16 protein-coding genes are annotated in these 19,934 nt (G+C 63.4%); 5 read left to right on the top strand and 11 right to left on the bottom strand.

The genetic code is table 11. The features are described from left to right. The 6 genes from ASD87_RS23325 to ASD87_RS23300 form a co-directional block, all read right to left on the bottom strand. The gene (locus tag ASD87_RS23325) at window positions 1-1,182 is read right to left on the bottom strand and encodes a glycosyltransferase (protein WP_162256805.1); all 1,182 of its coding nucleotides are present in this window, start codon (window positions 1,180-1,182) and stop codon (window positions 1-3) included. Beyond that, on the bottom strand, window positions 1,088-2,410 hold the full coding sequence (locus ASD87_RS23320) for an O-antigen ligase (protein ID WP_056327106.1): 1,323 nt from the start codon (window positions 2,408-2,410) through the stop codon (window positions 1,088-1,090). The genes ASD87_RS23325 and ASD87_RS23320 overlap by 95 nt, the downstream gene beginning before the upstream one ends. Next, the gene (locus ASD87_RS23315) at window positions 2,407-3,852 is read right to left on the bottom strand and encodes a flippase (protein WP_056327104.1); all 1,446 of its coding nucleotides are present in this window, start codon (window positions 3,850-3,852) and stop codon (window positions 2,407-2,409) included. Before ASD87_RS23315 ends, ASD87_RS23320 begins: the two co-directional genes overlap by 4 nt. Before the next feature lie 136 nt (window positions 3,853-3,988). Beyond that, window positions 3,989-4,900 (bottom strand): hypothetical protein, encoded by a 912-nt coding sequence (locus tag ASD87_RS23310; RefSeq protein ID WP_082586412.1) that lies wholly within the window; start codon window positions 4,898-4,900, stop codon window positions 3,989-3,991. A gap of 500 nt (window positions 4,901-5,400) precedes the next feature. Further along, on the bottom strand, window positions 5,401-5,919 hold the full coding sequence (gene ssb, locus ASD87_RS23305; protein WP_056327100.1) for a single-stranded DNA-binding protein: 519 nt from the start codon (window positions 5,917-5,919) through the stop codon (window positions 5,401-5,403). Between the two features lie 295 nt (window positions 5,920-6,214). After that, on the bottom strand, window positions 6,215-7,399 hold the full coding sequence (locus tag ASD87_RS23300) for an MFS transporter (RefSeq protein ID WP_056327097.1): 1,185 nt from the start codon (window positions 7,397-7,399) through the stop codon (window positions 6,215-6,217). Between the two features lie 237 nt (window positions 7,400-7,636). Between ASD87_RS23300 and uvrA the strand changes: the two genes are divergently transcribed. Both uvrA and ASD87_RS23290 read left to right on the top strand, forming a co-directional pair. Beyond that, window positions 7,637-10,492, top strand: a complete 2,856-nt coding sequence (uvrA, locus tag ASD87_RS23295; protein WP_056327095.1) for an excinuclease ABC subunit UvrA — start codon at window positions 7,637-7,639, stop codon at window positions 10,490-10,492. 30 nt (window positions 10,493-10,522) lie between these two features. Further along, the gene (locus ASD87_RS23290; RefSeq protein WP_056327093.1) at window positions 10,523-11,185 is read left to right on the top strand and encodes a glutathione S-transferase family protein; all 663 of its coding nucleotides are present in this window, start codon (window positions 10,523-10,525) and stop codon (window positions 11,183-11,185) included. Window positions 11,186-11,208: 23 nt separating this feature from the next. Here the strand turns inward: ASD87_RS23290 and ASD87_RS23285 are convergent, their stop codons facing one another. Genes ASD87_RS23285 through ASD87_RS23275 form a run of 3 tightly spaced genes read right to left on the bottom strand, consistent with a single transcriptional unit; the run spans window position 11,209 to window position 14,075 of the window. Beyond that, window positions 11,209-12,336 carry a deoxyguanosinetriphosphate triphosphohydrolase gene (locus ASD87_RS23285; protein ID WP_056327091.1) on the bottom strand — a complete coding sequence of 376 codons (1,128 nt, stop codon included), beginning with the start codon at window positions 12,334-12,336 and terminating at the stop codon, window positions 11,209-11,211. A 24-nt stretch (window positions 12,337-12,360) separates the two neighbouring features. Continuing rightward, window positions 12,361-13,437, bottom strand: coding sequence for a 3-dehydroquinate synthase (aroB, locus tag ASD87_RS23280; RefSeq protein ID WP_056327089.1), 1,077 nt, complete (start codon window positions 13,435-13,437; stop codon window positions 12,361-12,363). Then, window positions 13,434-14,075 (bottom strand): shikimate kinase, encoded by a 642-nt coding sequence (locus ASD87_RS23275; protein WP_056327087.1) that lies wholly within the window; start codon window positions 14,073-14,075, stop codon window positions 13,434-13,436. The genes aroB and ASD87_RS23275 overlap by 4 nt, the downstream gene beginning before the upstream one ends. 113 nt (window positions 14,076-14,188) lie before the next feature. On the opposite strand from ASD87_RS23275, the gene ASD87_RS23270 reads away from it, so the two are divergent. Then, window positions 14,189-16,636: a penicillin-binding protein 1A gene (locus ASD87_RS23270; protein WP_056327085.1), complete on the top strand. Its 2,448-nt coding sequence runs from the start codon at window positions 14,189-14,191 to the stop codon at window positions 16,634-16,636. A 34-nt stretch (window positions 16,637-16,670) separates the two neighbouring features. Here ASD87_RS23270 and cyaY read toward each other — a convergent pair whose 3' ends face one another. Further along, window positions 16,671-17,000: an iron donor protein CyaY gene (cyaY, locus tag ASD87_RS23265; protein ID WP_056327082.1), complete on the bottom strand. Its 330-nt coding sequence runs from the start codon at window positions 16,998-17,000 to the stop codon at window positions 16,671-16,673. Here cyaY and ASD87_RS27680 point away from each other — a divergent pair. Next, entirely contained in the window at window positions 16,951-17,220 is a 270-nt protein-coding gene (locus ASD87_RS27680; protein ID WP_313690415.1) for a lipoprotein, read from the top strand. The two genes, cyaY and ASD87_RS27680, sit on opposite strands and share 50 nt — an antisense overlap. Next, window positions 17,217-18,509, top strand: a complete 1,293-nt coding sequence (gene lysA, locus ASD87_RS23260) for a diaminopimelate decarboxylase (RefSeq protein WP_056327080.1) — start codon at window positions 17,217-17,219, stop codon at window positions 18,507-18,509. Before ASD87_RS27680 ends, lysA begins: the two co-directional genes overlap by 4 nt. 70 nt (window positions 18,510-18,579) lie before the next feature. On the opposite strand, the gene ccsB is transcribed toward lysA, so the two are convergent. After that, the gene (ccsB, locus tag ASD87_RS23255) at window positions 18,580-19,926 is read right to left on the bottom strand and encodes a c-type cytochrome biogenesis protein CcsB (RefSeq protein WP_056327078.1); all 1,347 of its coding nucleotides are present in this window, start codon (window positions 19,924-19,926) and stop codon (window positions 18,580-18,582) included. Window positions 19,927-19,934: the final 8 nt, after the last annotated feature.

The following is a 19,934-nucleotide window of genomic DNA, read 5'->3' as shown; positions in this document are numbered from 1 at the left end:
TCAGCGCTTGACCGCCTTGTCCCAACTCCAATGACGGCCCGCCATGTGCGCCTTGAGCACCGCCGGCGTCTGAGCCACCGTATCGATGGCCCCGGTATACTCCCGCCCGCCGGCAACCGTGGGACGCAATGCCCGGCGCAGGAGCCTGACGAGCCGCTGGCGGCGATAACGCCTTTTCTCGAAAGCCACTTTCTTGAGGAAATCAGACCGTGGCATGCCGACGATGCCTGCGGCCAGCGGAATCGCCTGCTCAATTTCGGAAGCGTACTCGCCGTGCAACGCCTGGCACACGGCGATCAACCGCGCGAAATTGAATCGCGACACCTCGGCCGGGGATATCTTTGCGATGGTTTCCAGCGCCGCATGCGCCCAGACGGTTTCAACGGAAAAAAAGCGCGGCACCCCTTCCGTCCAACCGGCGCTTACGAACGCCTTGGTTTGCGATTCGACGCCCAGCTTTCCCTTGTGCTGGTTCATGGCGCTGCGGCCTGTATTGCTGCCGCCCGATGCGCCGGGAATGGTCAAGGGATAGTCGATCTCCACGAACCGGCCACCGCACAGCGCCAAGCCGATCGCGCCGGACACATCGGGGCTGGATCCATGGAAAAAGGCGCCAGACAGCGTCCTCATTTTTTCGAGCAGGCTGCGCCGCACGATCCCGTGGTAGATCTTGGGAAGGCCGTCCGTGCCCTGGGCGGCATTCAACAAGGCTGCGGACAGGCTGTCGGCAGACTCGCGAACAACCACGGGTCCGATCCGGCTCGGCAGATACAACCTGCCGGCGTGCCCCGCGCCAAAAATCTTGGACCTGAAATCCGGCCACACGTAATTCGACATGACCTTCGGCGCGATAACGTCGATCTGATTTTCCTTGGCCCACCGCGCCGCCAGCAACGCGTCTTCCGTAATGGTGTCGTCGTCGCCGATCAGGCAGACAAACTCTCCGGAGGCGGCGCCGATCACATTATTGTGATTCCCGGTCATATCCAGCTTTTCTGCGGGCCGCAAATATTTGAAGCGGGGATCATCGCAGGGCGGATTATCACCTTGGCGAACCAACTCTTCGAGCAGTCCGTCTGTACTGGTGTCACTGACAACCAGTTCCAGGCTGCGATCCCCGATGGCCAGTATGGAGCGAACCGCATGAATCGCATACTTGGAGCGATTGTGCGTGGGAATCACAACGGATAGCAATATTTCCATTTTCTGAATAACTTATCGCAATTATCATCAGTCTTCCCGAGCCGGCGGGGAGGGCGTGTGTCAGTGCCAGAATCAACATGAATACAAGCAACACTTCGAATGCTGCCGAACCCACCAGGGGCTCGAACAGGGAAAACACCAGCAGTACAACAAAAACCACGCGCAGATAGCGGAACCACGGCGACGTCTGCTCTGCCCGGACCAAGTGCCTATAGATTAGCCGCAAGTACCATCCATACAATACGGCCCCGAATAGTCCGTAATTCAGAAGCAGCTGGAGGATGGAGTTATGCGTCCCCCAGACGTCCTCGATACCCGGGTTAGCCTCGATGAACGTCCTGAATGTATTGGGGCCAATGCCGAACCAAGGGTGCTGAAGCCACAGGTCGAAGCTGAACGCCCACAGCAACAGCCGATTTACCGCGGAGCTCAGTTCGCTGGCAAACGGCCCACCATAGTCACGAAGCTGGTTTTGACCATCAATCGAAAAAAATAGAATCGCCAGCGCGAACCCGACCACCGGCGCGACCCATACGAGCCACAGCAGCCGCTTCCTGTCCAGCAGTAGCGCAACGAGGTACAACGCCAATATGATGGCACCGCCGCGGGACATCGTGCACAAAATGGCGATCGCAAAAAGCCACCGCAGCACGCGCATTCTAGCCGACGCAAGTGCAAACAAAAATACGAGAAAGGCGGCAAGATAATTCGATCTGCCAAGCGGCGTCGCGATGAACAACTTACGCGCGTAATAATCGCCCGGACTATACGCAGCGATGTAGAACAGCACGATGACGGCGAGTGCCAGCACGACGCCTCCGGCCAGCATCATGCGCACGATCCAATCCTGCTTGATGTACTGATGAAACTGCGCGTAAAAGATCAACGTGCAAATTGCATAGATCATCGGCAAGGCACCGGCGGCCGCCCGCATATATGCGCCCTCGGGCGTCATCGCCACGCCAACCGCCCCAAAAAATACCGTTCCCGCCAGCAATATGGCGGGCGTGGGAATCACAATCCGGGGAAGCGCAATTGCGGTGAGCAGCAGCGGAAGGACAATGAATAATCCCATCGGGACGGTCATCGTGCTTACGCCGACGGGCACCTGTATATCGCCGACAAACAACAGAAAGAACGGAAGCAGGATGACAAACAACGCAAGCCGCGTGTCGAAACGGTAAGGCAACGCCATATCCTGAGTCATGCCCTGCTCCCACGGCCGAAACGCGCGCTGCCGCGCACAGCAATCAATAGCACCAATGCGACAATCGCAACCAGCCAGGCGGCACGGACGGATGGACTGGGCACGAGCGCTCCCACAAACCCCACTACCGCCAGGCCCGAAATTGAAAGCAGTCGAAGCTTCGCACTGGTGAACATCGACCGGTTCAGCACGAGCTTGACGCCCCAGAACATCAAAGCGGCGTCAACCGCGACACGGAGAAACCACGCAATGGCGGCTCCCGTCAGACCATAATTTCGCGAGAGAAGAAGCAGCGCTCCCAGAAATAGCGGCACCTCGATCAGATGAAATATGGCTGTCAAGTGCGATTTTCCGGCGCCTTGGATGACGGTGAAGGGAATTTGAGCAATACAGGTAATGAACATGCCCGCCGAGAATATCTGCAGCAACACATAGCTTTGCGACGCAAAGGACTCGCCCACCCACAACGTCAAAAGTTCTTTGGCAAAAATCGCGATGGCCACCGTAATGGGCAACAGGGTCAGGAAAATCCAGCCCACTGCCTTGTTTATCAACGGCATTACCGCTTTGTCCTGCCGGGCAATCTGCGCCGCCAAGGCCGGGAACAACACGGCCGTCAAGGCGCCTGGCAGGATCGACAATTTGGTGATCAACTCTTGCGGCGTAACATAATAAGCAACGGCCGCCGACGAGATAACAGCGCCCACAATGAACCGATCAGCGTAACTCATGACGGGACTGACGATATTGCTGATTGTCATCCACCCCCCTGAACTGCATAGCGGCCGAATCAGTGACTTGTCGAATTTGAAGGGCCCCACATCGTCCGGCAGGTAGCGCTTCGCGTACCACGCATGCAATGCGCACGTCACCACGCGCCCACCGGCCAGAACCATCGTTATCACGTCCAGCCGGGGCGGGCCATAAAGCACCACGACCAGCGGCCCCAAAAAGGTCAACAGGCCCATCGGCAGCCTGATCAGATTGATGATCGCGAACGCGTGCCTGGCCTCCAGAATCCCTCGAAAGCCCGCGGTCAACACGACAGCGGGCATGGCCAGCGCCATGATCCAGATGGCATTGAGCACTTCCGCCTGGTCAGGCACGGCGCTGATGAATCCCAGCCCCCAGGGGCCCACCGCAGCCATCAATGCGCCCGCAACGATGCTGAAGAGCGCGATCACTGAGATTGCGGTAACAACCAGAGCGCCCACGCGCCGACGCTCCTTGCCTTCGAGCATCACTGCAAGATGCTGCGTCAACGCACGGCCGAGTCCCAGGTCAAACAGGCTCAAGTAGCTGACGACTGCCCAGATCAGCGTCAACAGCCCAAACCGGGCATCCCCCAACTCGCGGATGAGAACCGGAATGCTGAATACTGCGGTAAGTAGCGGAAGCCCCAGGCCGAGCAGGTTGTAAACGGAATGTCGGATTAATTTCACGGATAGACCAAAGGAAGTTTCCGTAACATAAAGGACGCTCTAGGGCTGACATTCGGAGCCCCTCAAGGCAATCTTCATTGCTACGGACCCACAAGCCGTCAAGGATGCCGCGGGCGCCGCGTCAAGACGTCAACTGCTACTTTAAGAGAACAAAACGCGTCTTGCCTCGAATAACCAAAAAGATGAAGCCGCACAAAATCCCCAGCAACATCGCGGGAGGCAGCAGATTTCTCAGTCTTGGAAATACCGGCTGCACAAGAATTTCGGCCTGGGCGACATCCGCCGAATAGTGCCCTGCCAAAGCAATGCGATCATCCAACTCGTCTATGGATCGCCGCAAAATTCCGATCATCAGTTCGCTCTGGGAAATTTCGGCTCTTAATTGCGGAGCAAGCCAAAGCGACACATCAGGATCGCCCCGCACAACGTAGTTGTACTTGCGGCCCAAGCTCTCAAATTTTCTTCCCTCAGCCGCGACCTCGCCATCATATTTATTACGTAAGTCAATCAGCGCTTCCAGCCGCGCGTCCATCACCTCGTCGTGAGACGCGCGTATCTGCTTTTCAATTGCGTTGACATAGGCCTGCAGTTGGTAGTGCGAATATCCCAGGTAATCCACTCTAAGCATTTGGCTGCCGGGAATCGCCTTCACTGTCAGCGTCTCACGAAAGAGCTTGGCGTCGCGTGAATCACCGCCAGCCTGGCCGGCCGACGCTGCATTTGCCGAGGAAACCACCGCGTCAACGAATTCGTGGCTTTTTATCCACTCCGTAGTCAGCGATACCTGTTCCAGCAATTCGGGTTTCAGCTCATGCCCTGATCTGACATCGCCGACCCGGACGATAAGAATAGCCGGCCATTGTTTCGGCACAAAAAAATAAGCCGCAACGCCGCAGGCGACTCCAAACACTGCAGCGATTGCCAGTGTTTTCCAGTTGCAGAATAAACGCCGCCAAAAAATTTCCCTTGGATAATCGCCACGCGGCGTCGCCGGCGCGTCAGCACCGTTTTCCCGGGCCGCGGCGTTCATCAAGTTATTGTCGCCCACTATCGATGTTCCTTTTTCGCAGCATTTTAGGCCAGTGACGGACCATTTTTTCAGAACAATCGGTTGACCGCCGAAGAGGCTATCAGAGAGTCACGTCCGGGGCAAGCGGCAGCGCCGCTCCCGACACAAGGCAAAGCCCGGAATAGTTAAACAATCGGCGCAATCCATATATAGAATTCACATTGTTACCAATATCCACCAACCATTGCGCAACCCGTGAAATTATTACCTTGCGGCTATAGATGTAATTTAGGTCTGGTAAGCCGTCGTGCGGAGGGTCCGTTCCGCTGGCAGATGCACACATTTTTGTTCCACCAAAACCGGTGAAGTCCAGACTTGTAGGCAGAAGTTAATCGGAATGCGTGAAATTCAACCGCTACACAGCATGGTTGATGCCCGAGATGCAGGTAAGCAAGTTCGTAGACCTCTCCGCCCGCCCTTCGAGACGAAAAAAATGGCGGACCCGAAGGTCCGCCATTTTTGGCCGAATTGAAATTCGCTTAGAACGGAATATCGTCGTCCATGTCCGCCAGATTGGCGCCGCTGCTGGCCGGGGCCGCTGCGGGGGCCGCCGGGCGCTGCTGGGGCGCGGGGCGCTGCGCCGGAGCGGTGCGTTGCTGGCGCGGGGCGTCGTCGTAGCCGCCACCGCCACCGTAGCTGCCGCCACCGCCGCCGCCGTCTTCGCGGCCGCCCAGCATTTGCATCTGGTCAGCGACGATTTCGGTGCTGTAGCGGTCGGCGCCGGTGTCCTTGTCTTGCCACTTGCGCGTCTTGAGGCGGCCTTCGATGTAGACCGAGCGGCCCTTCTTCAGATATTCGCCGGCGATTTCAGCCAGGCGGTTGTACATAACGACGCGGTGCCATTCGGTTTCTTCGCGCTTTTCGCCGCTGGCCTTGTCCTTCCAGGACGAGGTCGTGGCGATCGACATGTTGCAGATTGCCGCCCCGTCGGGGCTGTAGCGGACTTCCGGGTCGCGACCCAGATTGCCCACGAGTATGACTTTGTTAACCGATGCCATGCCGATGTCCCTCTGTTGTTGACAGCCTGCGATTCGCGTTGCCGCGAGCGCGCCGGCAACAACATAAAAAAGCGATGTTGAAGACCGGCTTCATGAAAGTCGCCGGTCAGCGAAGCGATGACCGGCGATTGCTCAGGTGAAGCCTGTGTTGATGCGTATTATCGACGAAAGCGCTCGCCGCGCCAAACGGGTTCGGTGACAAATCGATCACCGCTGGCAAACCATTTCGGCGCTGTTGGACGCCGTTTGCGACCAGATCGGCGACTTTCCTCACGCTGCGGGAAAGTCCCAGCGATCACGCCAGAGGCCGCAGCGCCCAGGTGACCGCCAGCCAGATCGCCGACAGCACCGCCGCGGCCACGAACACCGCGCTGGCGCCCGAATGCGCGGCCAGCCATCCGCCCAGGGCTCCGCCCGCAAACAGCCCCGCCGCCTGCGCCGTGTTGTAAAAGCCCAGCGCCAGCCCCTTGTAGGCCGCCGGCGCCACGCGCGACACGAGCGAGGGCTGCAAGGCCTCCAGCACGTTGAAGGCGACGAAAAAGCCGGTCAGGGCGATGGCCAGCGTGTAGAAGCCGTGACTGGCGGCCGGCAGCAGCGCGCACACCAGCACCAGCCCGGCCACCGACGCCCGCAGCGCGCCGCGGTGCGCGCGCCGCTTTTCCGCCACGAACACCACCGGCACCATCAGAACGAAAGACACCAGGATGACCGGCAGGTAGACCTTCCAGAGATCGCGCGCGTCCAGCCCGCCGACCTTGGCCAGCAGCGCCGGCACCACGACAAAGAGCGACACCTGGATCAGATGCAGCACGAAGACGCCGAAATTCAGCCGGAGCAGGTCACGATGGGTCAGGACCTCGCGCGGCCTGGCCGCCTGCATGGTGCGGGCCTGCGTGCGAGGCACCACCGGCACCACCCAGCGCGCCACGGCCAGGCAGACGACGCCCAGGCAGGCGATCGTCCAGAACAATCCCGACAGCCCCCACCAGCCCACCAGCACAGGCGAAAGCACCAGCGATACGGCGAACGACAGGCCGATCGATCCGCCCACCATCGCCATGGCGCGCGTGCGCACCTCGTCGCGGGTGGCGTCGGCCAGCCAGGCGGTGACGGCCGCGGAAATGGCCCCCGCCCCCTGGATGGCGCGGCCGATCGTGATCCAGAACACATCGGTCGCCTGCGCACAGACGACACTGCCGATGACGAACAACAACAGGCCGAAAAGCACCACGGGACGGCGCCCCCACCGGTCGGAGGCGAGGCCAAAGGGAATCTGCATGAAAGCCTGGGTCAGCCCGTACATGCCCAGCGCGAGGCCGACGCGGGCGGGATCGTCGCCGCCCGGCATGCCGCTTGCGGCCACTGCAAAGACCGGCAGCAACAGGAACAGTCCCAGCATCCGCGCGGCAAACAGGCCGGCCAAGGCCACGCTGGCGCGGCGCTCGGAAGGGGTCAATTTCAGTTTGGTGTCTGCCGGCATGCGGAAATTTCAACGATGACTAGGGCGGCGCGCATGCATCTGACGTCATACGCTCACGGTCTGATTCTGGCGGTGCGGCGCCGGCCCCGGTTCCGTCCCACCAGATGGAGGACCTTGAACGCGAGGGGATTCGGCGCGCTATAGTACCAAGTTGGCCTTTGAAACCGCTTAAATGCGCCCAAAGGGTGCGCGGGATCAAAGGCGTCTTCGACGCAACTGGACGTTACCCATACAGACGTGAGCATACGCATCCGGGGTGCCCGCACCCACAATCTCAAGAACGTCTCGCTGGACCTGCCGCGCCACAAGCTGGTGGTGGTCACAGGTCTGTCCGGGTCCGGCAAATCCTCGCTGGCGTTCGACACGCTGTACGCGGAGGGCCAACGGCGCTATGTGGAAAGTCTTTCCGCCTACGCCCGCCAGTTCCTGCAACTGATGGACAAGCCTGACGTGGATCTCATCGAGGGGCTGTCGCCGGCCATCTCGATCGAGCAGAAGGCCGCGGGACACAATCCCCGCTCCACGGTCGGCACCATCACCGAGATCCACGACTACCTGCGCCTGCTCTACGCGCGGGTGGGCACGCCCTACTGCCCCGATCACGGCCTGCCGCTGCAGGCCCAGAGCGTCAGCCAGATGGTCGACGCGGTGCTGGGCTGGACGCCCGAGACGCGGCTGGCCGTGCTGGCCCCCATCGCGCGCGGCAAGAAGGGCAGCTTTGAGGACGAATGCGCCAGCCTGCAGGCGCAGGGCTATGTGCGCCTGCGCGTCGACGGCCAGATGTTGGAAATCGACGGCATGGCGCCGCTGAAAAAGACTGAGAAGCACGACATCGACGTCGTCATCGACCGCCTGCGCATCCGGCCCGAGAGCAAGCAGCGCCTGGCCGAGAGCTTCGAAACCGCCCTGCAGCTTGCCGAAGGCCGCGCCCTGGCGCTGGACATGGACAACGAGCGCGAGCAGGTCTTCTCCAGCCGCTACGCCTGCCCGGTGTGCAGCCACAGCCTGCCCGAGCTGGAGCCACGCCTGTTCAGCTTCAACAATCCGATGGGCGCCTGCCCCAGCTGCGACGGCATCGGCCAGGTGGGCTTCTTCGATCCGAAGCGGGTCGTCGCCTTTCCGGAACTGAGCCTGGCCGCCGGCGCGATCCGCGGCTGGGATCGCCGCAATGCGTTCACGCACTCGCTGCTGACCAGCCTGGCCGCCCATTACGAATTCGACATCGAGGCGCCCTTCGAGGAGCTGCCCGAGGCGCTACGCGACAAGGTCCTGTACGGGTCCGGCGAAGAAGAGATCTCGTTCCTGTACCTGAACGAAAAAGGCCGCAGTACCGTCAAGCGCCATACGTTCGAAGGCGTCATCCCGAACCTGGAGCGCCGGTGGCGCGAAACGGACTCGGCGACGGTGCGCGAGGAACTGGGCAAGTACCGCAACATCAAGACCTGCCCCGACTGCGCGGGCTCGCGGCTGCGCCCCGAAGCGCGCAACGTGCTCATCGGGCACGACCCGCGCGGCGGCGAGCGCCACGGCCAGGCCATCTATGAAGTCGAGTCCATGCCGCTGTCCAGCTGCCTGGACTGGTTCCGCAACCTGAACTTGACCGGCGCCAAACAGGAGATCGCGCAGCGCATCGTGCGCGAGATCGAGGCGCGGCTCAGCTTCCTGAACAACGTGGGCCTGAACTATCTGTCGCTGGATCGCAGCGCGGACACGATCTCCGGCGGCGAAGCGCAGCGCATTCGTCTGGCCAGCCAGATCGGTTCGGGCTTGACGGGCGTGATGTACGTGCTGGACGAGCCCTCAATCGGCCTGCACCAGCGCGACAACGACCGCCTGATCGGCACGCTGCAACATCTGCGCGATCTGGGCAACAGCGTCATCGTCGTCGAGCACGACGAAGACATGATCCGCATGGCCGACTGGGTGGTGGACATGGGCCCCGGCGCCGGCGAACACGGCGGCGAAGTCGTCGCCCAGGGCGACCCCGAGACCGTGCAGCGCGATCCCAACTCGCTGACGGGGCAGTACCTGAGCGGCGCGCGCGCCATCGCCATCCCGAAGCGCCGTCCCGTCGACGACGAACTGCCGTGGTTGACGCTGACCGGCGCCACCGGCAACAACCTCAAGAACGTCGAACTGCGCGTGCCGGCTGGCCGTCTCGTGTGCGTGACGGGCGTGTCCGGCTCGGGCAAATCCACGCTCATCAACGACACGCTGGCCGTGGCCGTATCGCGCCAGCTGCACCACGCGCAGAGCGAGCCCGCCCCCTACGTGTCGATGCAGGGGCTGGAGAACTTCGACAAGATCATCAGCGTCGATCAAAGCCCCATCGGGCGCACGCCGCGCAGCAATCCGGCCACCTATACGGGCCTGTTCACGCCCATCCGAGAGCTTTTCGCGGGCGTGCCGGAAGCGCGCACGCGCGGCTACGATCCGGGCCGTTTCAGCTTCAATGTGAAGGGCGGCCGGTGCGAAGCCTGCCAAGGCGACGGTGTGGTCAAGGTCGAGATGCATTTCCTGCCGGACATGTATGTGCCTTGCGACGTCTGCCACGGCAAGCGCTACAACCGCGAGACGCTCGAAATCCGCTACCGCGGCCGCAACATCAGCGAAGTGCTGGACCTGACCGTGGAGCAGGCGCTCGAGTACTTCGAATCGGTGCCCGCCATCTCGCGCAAGCTGCACACGCTCATCGACGTGGGCCTGTCGTATATCCGCCTGGGGCAAAGCGCGACCACGCTGTCCGGCGGTGAAGCGCAGCGCGTGAAGCTGTCGCAGGAGCTGTCGCGCCGCAGCACCGGCCGCACGCTGTACATCCTGGACGAACCGACCACGGGCCTGCACTTTCGCGACATCGAGCTGCTGCTGCAGGTGCTCAATCAATTGGTGGACGCCGGCAATACGGTGCTCATCATCGAGCACAACCTGGACGTCATCAAGACCGCGGATTGGCTGGTCGACATGGGCCCCGAGGGCGGTGACGGCGGCGGCCGTGTCGTGGCGCAAGGCACGCCGGAGACGGTTGCGGCGGCCAAGGCCAGCCACACCGGCCAGTACCTGGGCAAGCTGCTGCGCCGCAAGCCGGCCGACTGAACCTTCCCTATCTGCATAGGAAACGCCAGCATGTACACCCTCATCATCGGCAACAAGAACTACTCTTCCTGGTCCATGCGTCCGTGGATCGCCCTGCGCGCCGCCGGCATCGCATTCACGGAGCAGAAGGTCGGCCTGTTCACCGAGGCGTTTTCAGCGCGGGTGGCGCAGGTGTCGCCCGCAGGCCTCGTGCCTGTGTTGCTGGACGGCGACTTTGCCGTGTGGGATTCGCTGGCCATCTGCGAGTACGCCGCCGAGCGCCACCCCGAGGCCGCCTTGTGGCCGCAGGACGCCAAGGCACGCGCGCGGGCACGTTCGCTGGCCGCGCAGATGCACAGCGGTTTTGGCGCACTGCGCCAGGCCATGCCGATGAACGTCGAAGCCCACTTGCCGGGCATCGAATTTCCGGAAGCGGCGCGCGCGGACGTGGCGCGCGTGCAGGCCATCTGGCAGGAAACGCGTGCGCAGTTCGGCCAGGGCGGCCCCTTCCTGTTTGGCGCGTTTTCGATTGCCGACGCGTTCTTCGCGCCGGTGGTCTCGCGCTTCACGACCTACGGCATCGCGGCCGCAGGCCCCGTGCGCGAGTACATGGATGCCGTGCTGGCGCTGCCCGCCATGCAGGAGTGGACGCGGGACGCACAGGCCGAAGCCACCTTCGTCGAAGCGGACGAGCCCTACCGCAAGCACCGCTGAAGACCGGCTTGCCCGCGGCGCGGCTACGCCATGTCGAACAGCCGCTTGTGTTCGCGGATGGCGTAGCGGTCGGTCATGCCGGCGATGTAGTCGGCGATGGCGCGGGCTTGTTCATTGAACTGCTCGCGGCGGTAATCGGGCGGCAAGAGGCGCGGATCATCCAGAAAGGCCGCAAACAGCTCGCGCACGATGCGGCGGGCCTTGCTCGTCATGCGCAGCACGCGGTAGTGCCGGTACAGGTTGTCGAACAGGAATTTCTTCAGCGTGTCCGCTTCCCGGCGGATATCGTCGGAGAACCCCGCCAGCGGCGGAGAGCGCCGCACATCGTCCGCGCTGGCCGGCGCCGCGTCGCGGATGCGCGCCAGTGACGTGCGGGTCAGATCGACGATCAGCGTGTTGATCATTCGGCGTATCGTTTCGGCCACCGCGCGCCGCGGCGCCAGCCCGGGATAGCGGTCCAGCACATACGCATGGTGGCGCTCGAAAATCGACACGTCCTTCAACTGATCCAGCGTGATCAACCCCGAGCGCAAACCGTCGTCGACATCGTGGTTGTTGTACGCGATCTCGTCGGCCAGATTGGCAAGCTGCGCCTCCAGCGACGGCTGCGTGCGGTTCAGGAACCGTTCGCCGACCTCCCCCAGCATCCGTGCATGGGCAACCGAGCAATGCTTGAGGATGCCCTCGCGCGTCTCGAAGCACAGGTTCAGGCCATTGAAGTCGGCATAGCGCTCTTCAAGCTCGTCCACCACGCGCAGGCTTTGCAGGTTGTGCTCAAAGCCGCCCGCCTGCGGCGCCAGTTCGCGCATGCAGGCATTGAGCTCGTCCTGCCCGGCGTGGCCGAACGGCGTGTGGCCCAGGTCATGCGCCAACGAGATGGCTTCGGTCAGGTCTTCGGACAGCCCCATGCTGCGCGCCAGCGTGCGCGCGATCTGGGCCACTTCCAGGCTGTGCGTCAGGCGCGTGCGAAAGAGGTCGCCTTCATGGTTGACGAAGACCTGCGTCTTGTATTCCAGCCGCCGGAAGGCGCTGGAATGCACGATGCGATCGCGGTCGCGCTGAAACTCCGTGCGGTTTTCCGGCGGCGGCTCGGTGTGGGTCCGGCCGCGCGATCGTGACGGGTGAGAAGCATAGGAAGCCAGTTCATTCATCTGCAACACCGTCCATCACTGCGTTTACTGGGTGGTTCGGGCCAGCACGGCGCGCACCGCATCGTCCGGCGCCGGCCGCATCACGGCCTCGCCGATGCGCGGCATGAGCACGTAGCGGATCGAGCCCCCTTCCGTTTTCTTGTCCACCTGCATCAGGTCCAGCCAGCGGTCCGCACCCAGGTCGGGCGCGACGACCGGGCACCCGATAGCCTGCACCAGCGCACGCACACGCGCCACGTCGGCGCGATCGAAGCCCGCCACATCGGCCGACAGCTCGGCTGCCTGCACCATGCCGCAACCCACTGCCTCGCCGTGCAGCCAGGCGCCGTAGCCCAGACCCGACTCGATGGCGTGGCCAAATGTGTGGCCCAGGTTCAGGATGGCGCGCAACCCGGATTCGCGCTCGTCCTTGCCCACCACCTGCGCCTTCAGTTCGCACGAGCGGCGGATCGCGTAGGCCACGGCGTCGCCGTCCAGCGCGCGTAGCTGCTGCGCGTTGTCCTCGCACCAGCTCCAGAACGCCGGATCCAGGATGAGGCCGTACTTGATGACTTCGGCCAGGCCGGCCGAAACCTCGCGCGCGGGCAAGGTGTTCAGCACATCGGTGTCGATTTCCACCGCGATCGGCTGATAGAACGCGCCGATCATGTTCTTGCCCAGCGGGTGATTCACGGCGGTCTTGCCGCCCACCGACGAGTCCACCTGCGCCAGCAGCGTCGTGGGCACCTGCAGGAAGCGCACGCCGCGCATGTACACGGCCGCGGCAAAGCCGGTCATGTCGCCGATGACGCCGCCGCCCAGCGCAACCAGCACGCACCGGCGATCCAGGCGGTTGCCGAGCAACGCGTCGAAGATCAGGTTAAGAGACTGCCAGTCTTTGTAGGCTTCGCCGTCAGGCAGTTCGATTCGCAGCACGCGCTTGCCCGTGCGCGCCAGCGCCGCTTCGGCGCGCTCGCCGTACAGGGCCGCCACCGTGGGGTTGGTGACCACGGCGATCGCGGTCGCGTCCGCGGGAATGCATTGATCCAGGGAATCCAGGCGGCCAGGTCCGATGTGGATCGGATAGCTTCCACCCGGGGTGTCGACGTCAACAACGTTCATATGCGCTTCTCGAAAGCTTGTAATTGCGGCAGCAGCGCCTTGACCAGGGTGTGGATGGGCATTGACCCCGTTTCCACCACCAGGTCGGCCACTTCCTTGTATAGCGGCTCGCGCCGGGTCATCAGGTCGCGCAGCGTGCCGCGCGGATCGGCGGTGGCCAACAGGGGCCGGTTGCGGTCGCGGCAGGTCCGGCGGAACAATTCGTCCACGCTGGCCCTCAGATAGACGACAATCCCGCGCTGACGCAAGAGCTGCCGGTTTTCGGGGGCCAGAATGGCGCCGCCGCCGGTGGCAAGAATTATGTTGCGCCGTTGGGTACACTCTTCCAAGGCGGCGGACTCTCGGCGACGAAAACCGGCTTCGCCCTCGATTTCGAAGATTACCGGCACCCGTACGCCGCAACGCGCCTCGAGCTCATGATCCAGATCCATAAAGTCGCGCCCCAGCGCACGCGCCAGGCTACGGCCTATGGTTGTCTTGCCCGCGCCCATCATTCCGACCAAGAATACCGGCAGGTCGTGCGGCAACGACACGGTCTTGCCCGTGCACTCGACGGCGCAGGGCTGGCTTTCAGGCGCTGCGTCGGCGCGCGCCGGGTCCGGGGCTGCCTCCGGACATGAGTTAGCGGCAAAGTTCATGCCGGCATTATCACATTTGCCGCAGTTGCCCGCGCACCACACTGACCTATTTTGTTACAGAAACCGATCCCCCGCGATAAGGCGGGACCGGAGATACCCGTAAAATCGCCGCGATGAGCAAGCCCCAGAATTCCTCCAAGAAAGACAAGCCCGCCAGCAGCGGCTCCCCGATACTGCGGTTCTTCGTAAAAACCGGCATTCTTTTCGCCGGCCTGTTCCTGTGCGGTGTGTTGCTCGCGGGCATGGCGCTGGCGCTCGCGTGGCCCAACCTGCCCGACCTGAACGCCATGACGGACTACCGGCCGCGGGTGCCGCTGCGCGTGTACACCGCAGACCGCGTCCTGATCGGCGAGTTCGGCGAAGAACGCCGCAACGTGCTGCGCTTTAACGAAATCCCGGACGTCATGAAGTCCGCGGTGCTGGCGGCCGAGGACGACCGCTTCTACCAGCACGGCGGCATCGACTGGATGGGCGTGGTGCGCGCCGGCCTGACCAACCTGATCAGCATGTCCAAGACGCAGGGGGCCAGCACGATCACGATGCAGGTCGCGCGTAACTTCTACCTGTCGTCCGAAAAGACCTATTCGCGCAAGTTCTACGAACTGCTGCTGACATTCAAGATTGAATCCGAGCTCACCAAGGACCAGATCCTCGAGCTCTACATGAACCAGATCTACCTGGGCCACCGTGCCTACGGCTTTGCGGCCGCCTCGCGCACGTACTTCGGCAAGCCGCTGTCGGAAGTCACGCCGGCCGAAGCCGCCATGCTGGCCGGCATTCCGAAGGCGCCCTCGCGCTTCAATCCCATCGCCAACCGCCCCCGCGCCGAACTGCGCCAGCGCTACGTGCTGGGCCGCATGCATTCGCTGGGCTACCTGACCGAACCGGAATACAAGCAGGCGATGGCGCAGCCGATCGTCATGAAGTCCGCGGAAGGCACGCCGGCCGGCGGCTATTCCATCCATGGCGAGTACGTGGCCGAGCTGGCGCGCCAGCTGCTCTACAACGTGTACCAGGACAACGTCTATTCGCGCGGCATCAACATCTACACGACCGTGCAGTCCAAGGACCAGGAAGCCGCCTACCGCGCCGTGCGCGAAGGCGTGCTGGAATACACGCGCCGCGCGCCCTATCCCGGTCCGGAAGAACAGCTCGACCTGCCCCCGGGCACCGAGAACAACCCCGCCGCGCTGGACGAATTCCTGGATGGCGTGTTCGACAAGTTCTCCGACAGCGGCGACCTGCTGACCGCAGTGGTGCTGTCGGCCAGCCCCACCGAAGTGAAGCTGGCGCGCAGCTCGCGCGAAATCATCACCGTCACGGACAAGAAGGTGCTGGGCGTGGTGGCCCGCGCGCTGAACGACAAGGCCAAGCCGGAACAGCGCATCAAGCGCGGTTCCGTGGTCTACATCCGCAAGTTCGGCGACAACTGGGAAATCATCAACATGCCTTCGGTGCAGGCAGCCTTCGTGGCGTTGTCGCCGCAGGACGGCGCCATCCGCGCCATGGTCGGCGGCTTTGATTTCTACCGCGGCAACTTCAACCGTGTGACGCAGGCATGGCGCCAGCCGGGCTCGAACATCAAGCCCTTCATCTACGCCGCCTCGCTGGAACGCGGCTTGACGCCGGGCACGCAGATCTCGGACCAGCCGTTCGAGCTGACCGCCGCGCAAACCGGCTCCAAGGCCTGGAACCCCAAAAACTACGGCAACCAGTACGAGCCCATGCTGACGCTGCGTCAGGGCCTGTACAAGTCCAAGAACATGGTGTCGATCCGAATCCTGCAGGCCATCGGTCCGCAGTACGCGCAGGACTATCTCACGCGCTTCGGCTTTGACAAGGCGCGCCAGCCGGCCGTGCTGCCGCTGGCGCTGGGCGCCGGCTCGGTCACGCCGCTGCAGCTGGCAGGCGCCTTCTCGGTGTTCGCCAATGGCGGCTACCGCGTCACGCCCTACCTGATCGACCGCGTCACCGACAGCAGCGGCAAGGTCATCATGCAGTCCAAGCCGGTTGTCGCTGGCGACGCCGCAGCCCGCGCCATCGACCCGCGCACCGCCTGGGTCATGGACGACATCCTGCGCGGCGTCACCACGTACGGCACCGCGGCGCGTGCGCGTGCATTGCTCAAGCGCGGCGACATCGCCGGCAAGACGGGCACGACCAACGAATCCGTGGACGCCTGGTTCTCGGGCTATACGCCCACGCTGGCCGCGACCGCCTGGCTCGGCTTTGACCAGCCCAAGTCGCTGGGTTCGCGCGAAACCGGCGGCGGCGTGGCCATGCCGATCTGGGTGGATTACATGCAGAGCGTGCTCAAGGGCGTGCCGGAAGAAAAGCAGCGCCCGCGTCCGGACGGCCTGCTCGTGGAAAACGGCGAGTTCTACTTCTCCGAGTTCCCGCCCGGACAGGCAGTGGCCCGTCTGGGACTGCCGGAAGCCGACACGCTGGGTGAATTCCTGAACGGCCTCACCAGCGGCTCCGGCGAAGACACCCGGATCAAGGTCGCGCCGGGCGTGGGCACGCAGACCGCCACGCCCTGGTCGCAGAAGATTCCCTTCTGATGCAGAAAGGCCGGCCCATCGGGCCGGCCTTTTTTTACAGCCGGATCGTCACGGGGACGCCGGCGGCAGCCGAGCAGATCTGGGACAGGGCGTCCGGCAACTGCGGTCCGCCCCGGGTATCGTTCCAGTGCTGGCCATCGTAGCGGTAGTGAAAGCCGCCGCTGCGCGCGGCGACCCACAGCTCCTGCATGGCAGCCTGGCTGTTCACCACGACGTGGGTGTTGTCCTCGAAAACCATGGTCAGCACATTGCCGCTGCGGCTGGTTTCCACATCGACGTCGAGCGAAGCCGCCCAGTCATCGGCCTGGCTTTCGATGCTGTCCAGCACCTGGTCGATCAACGCAAGAAATTCGGTTTCGGTCATAATCGAGCCTGCAAGAATTACGGAGTTCCCAGTGTTCCAATTGGCATACAGCCGCATGGCTCTTCGCATTGTAGCCACGCTCCTGGCGACCGGCATGGTAGCGGCCTGCGGGTACAAGGGGCCGCTCTTCATGCCGCCGCCCCCTGAAGGCAAGGCGCCGGCCCGCACGCAGCAAACGCCGCCGCCTGCGCAAATCCCTCCGGCCCCGTCCCTCCCATGACGCCCCCGTTCCCCACCCCGCCAGAATTGGCCGGCCATCCCTACTTCCAGTACCGCAATAATGCGTTGTACGCCGAGGATGTGCCGCTTGACCATCTGGCCGAACGGTTGGGAACGCCCCTTTACGTCTACTCCCGCGCGGCGCTGAAAGCCGCGTGGCAATCCTATTGCAGCGCCATCGGCCAGCGTCCGGTATTAGTCTGCTACGGCATGAAGGCCAATTCCAACCTGGCGGTGCTGGGCGAATTCGCCCGGTTGGGCGCCGGCTTTGACATCGTGTCGGGCGGTGAACTGCATCGCGCGCTCGCCGCGGGCGCGGACGCGTCGCGAATCGTGTTCTCGGGCGTGGGCAAGCAGGCCTGGGAAATGCGCGACGCCCTCCTCGCCGGCGTGAAGTGCTTCAACGTCGAATCGGTGGACGAACTGCATCGCCTGTCGGACGTCGCGGCAAACATGGGCCTGCGCGCCCCGGTGTCGCTACGCGTGAATCCGGACGTGGACGCCCGCACACACCCTTATATCTCGACCGGCCTGAAAGAAAACAAGTTCGGCATCGCCATCGGGCAGGCGCTGGCTGCCTACCGCACCGCGCAGTCGCTGCCCGGCCTGCGTATCGTCGGCGTGGACTGCCATATCGGCTCGCAGCTGACCGATATCAGTCCCTACTTCGACGCGCTGGAAAAGCTGCTGGACCTGATCGAAAGCCTGGAACAGGCGGGCATCCGCATCGAACACCTGGACTTGGGCGGCGGACTGGGCATCCGCTACCAGGACGAAACGCCCCCATCGCCGCGCGCCCTGCTGGACCGCGTCTTCGAGCGGCTGAACGCGCGCGGCCAGGGGCATCTGCATCTGGTTCTGGAACCGGGACGCTCGCTCGTCGGCAATGCCGGCATGCTGCTCACCACCGTTCAATACATCAAGCACGCCGAAGCCCGCAATTTCGCCATCGTCGACGCGGCCATGAACGACCTGCTGCGCCCGGCGCTTTACGAGGCCTTTCACGGCGTGCAGCCGCTGCACCCGCGCGCCGGCGACACCGCCGAATACGACATCGTCGGCCCCGTCTGCGAAAGCGCTGACTGGCTGGCAAAGCAGCGCCTGCTGGCCATCCGCCAAGGCGACGTGCTGGCGGTGGAATCGGCCGGCGCCTACGGCATGACCATGGCCAGCAACTACAACTCGCGCGGCCGCCCGGCCGAAGTGATGGTCGACGGCGACAAATACTATGTCGTGCGCCAGCGCGAAACGCTGGCCGATCAGCTCCGCGGCGAATCGCTGCTTCCCTGAATCGGCGCGCCGCAAAACACAAAGGCCCCTGCATGCAGGGGCCTTTTTTATACACCGCGCTGGCGCGGGCTTAGAGCTGACCGTACGAGTGCAGGCCCGACAGGAACATGTTCACGCCCAGGAAGGCAAAGCCCGTGATCAGCAGGCCCAGCAGCGCCCAGTAGGCCGCCATGGCGCCACGCAGGCCCTTGATGAGGCGCATGTGCAGCCACGCCGCGTAGTTCAGCCAGACGATCAGCGCCCAGGTTTCCTTGGGGTCCCACTGCCAATACGCGCCCCACGCATCGGCCGCCCACAGCGCCCCCAGGATGGTTGCGACGGTAAAGAAGGCAAACCCGATCGCGATGGCGCGATACATGATGTCGTCCAGCACTTCCAGCGACGGCAGCGCGTCCGCAATACGGCGGCGGCCCAGCAGGATGGCGCCCACTATCACGGCCCCCACGCCGAAGTACAACATCCAGGTCGCGGAAAGGCCATCGGTGCGAAACACCATGGGCTCCGCGCACAGCAACACGCCCAGGATGAACAGCGGCGCAAGCTTGGCCCACGAGGTCGTGTGGCCATGCTGCTTGACCAGATATGCGAAGCCCACCATCGCCGCCAGCGAGAACGTTCCGTAGCCGATGAAGTTGGCCGGCACGTGCAGTTTCATCCACCAGCTCTTGAGCGCAGGCACCAGCGGCTGGATCTGTCCGGCGTCGCGCGTGAACGAATACCAGAGCAGGAACACGACGGCCGAGGTCACCACCAGCATCACGAAGCCGCCGAGCGCGCGCGTGGCGTACTTACGTTCGTAGTACAGGTAGAAGAGCGCGGTGATGAGCGAAAACAGGACGAAGACTTCGTACAGGTTGCTGACCGGGATATGGCCCAGGTCCGGACCCATCAGATGGCCCTCGCGCCAGCGCACGAGCAGGCCCGTGACACCCGCGAACACCGCGCCCCAGCTCAGCGCCGTGCCCAGCCAGGCGGCGGTCGGGCTGAACAGGCCGATCCAGTAGCACACCATCGACAGCGCAAACAGCGCGCTCATCCACAGGATCGCGGACTGCGAGGAAAACAGATACTTCAAAAAGAACACCTGCTCGGCGCGAGCCAGATCGTTGCCGTACAGCATCAGCGCGAAGCCCGCGGAGATCGCACAGGCGATCATCAAACGGCGCAGCGGACGCCACAGCCAGCCCAGCCAGGCCACCGCCGGCACCGTGCCGCACAGGATGATCTTCTCGTAATAGTCCATCGCGTGCCCGTAGCGGGTCAGCGCGAAACCAGCCCCCACTGCCAGCAGCAGGAAGAAGACGATGTCAGTCCAGTCGGGCTTTCCGCGTTGCGCGCGGCTGTCGCCGGTTTCGGACAAGGCATCCTGCCAAAGCGATTCAGGCGACGGGGGTGGCGTGGTGGTCGTGGTGGACATAAATAACC

Source organism: Achromobacter sp. Root170 (assembly GCF_001428165.1).
GTDB classification, from domain to species: Bacteria; Pseudomonadota; Gammaproteobacteria; order Burkholderiales; family Burkholderiaceae_B; genus Achromobacter; species Achromobacter mucicolens.
This window is presented reverse-complemented; position numbering and strand designations above follow the sequence as displayed.

Coding starts and splice junctions, on each gene's coding strand:
- ASD87_RS23320 (WP_056327106.1), bottom strand. CDS start 2,410: ATGACTCAGGATATGGCGTTGCCTTACCGTTTCGACACGCGGCTTGCG.
- ssb (WP_056327100.1), bottom strand. CDS start 5,919: ATGGCATCGGTTAACAAAGTCATACTCGTGGGCAATCTGGGTCGCGAC.
- ASD87_RS23300 (WP_056327097.1), bottom strand. CDS start 7,399: ATGCCGGCAGACACCAAACTGAAATTGACCCCTTCCGAGCGCCGCGCC.
- ASD87_RS23290 (WP_056327093.1), top strand. CDS start 10,523: ATGTACACCCTCATCATCGGCAACAAGAACTACTCTTCCTGGTCCATG.
- ASD87_RS23285 (WP_056327091.1), bottom strand. CDS start 12,336: ATGAATGAACTGGCTTCCTATGCTTCTCACCCGTCACGATCGCGCGGC.
- aroB (WP_056327089.1), bottom strand. CDS start 13,437: ATGAACGTTGTTGACGTCGACACCCCGGGTGGAAGCTATCCGATCCAC.
- ASD87_RS23275 (WP_056327087.1), bottom strand. CDS start 14,075: ATGAACTTTGCCGCTAACTCATGTCCGGAGGCAGCCCCGGACCCGGCG.
- ASD87_RS23270 (WP_056327085.1), top strand. CDS start 14,189: ATGAGCAAGCCCCAGAATTCCTCCAAGAAAGACAAGCCCGCCAGCAGC.
- ASD87_RS27680 (WP_313690415.1), top strand. CDS start 16,951: ATGCTGTCCAGCACCTGGTCGATCAACGCAAGAAATTCGGTTTCGGTC.
- cyaY (WP_056327082.1), bottom strand. CDS start 17,000: ATGACCGAAACCGAATTTCTTGCGTTGATCGACCAGGTGCTGGACAGC.
- lysA (WP_056327080.1), top strand. CDS start 17,217: ATGACGCCCCCGTTCCCCACCCCGCCAGAATTGGCCGGCCATCCCTAC.
- ccsB (WP_056327078.1), bottom strand. CDS start 19,926: ATGTCCACCACGACCACCACGCCACCCCCGTCGCCTGAATCGCTTTGG.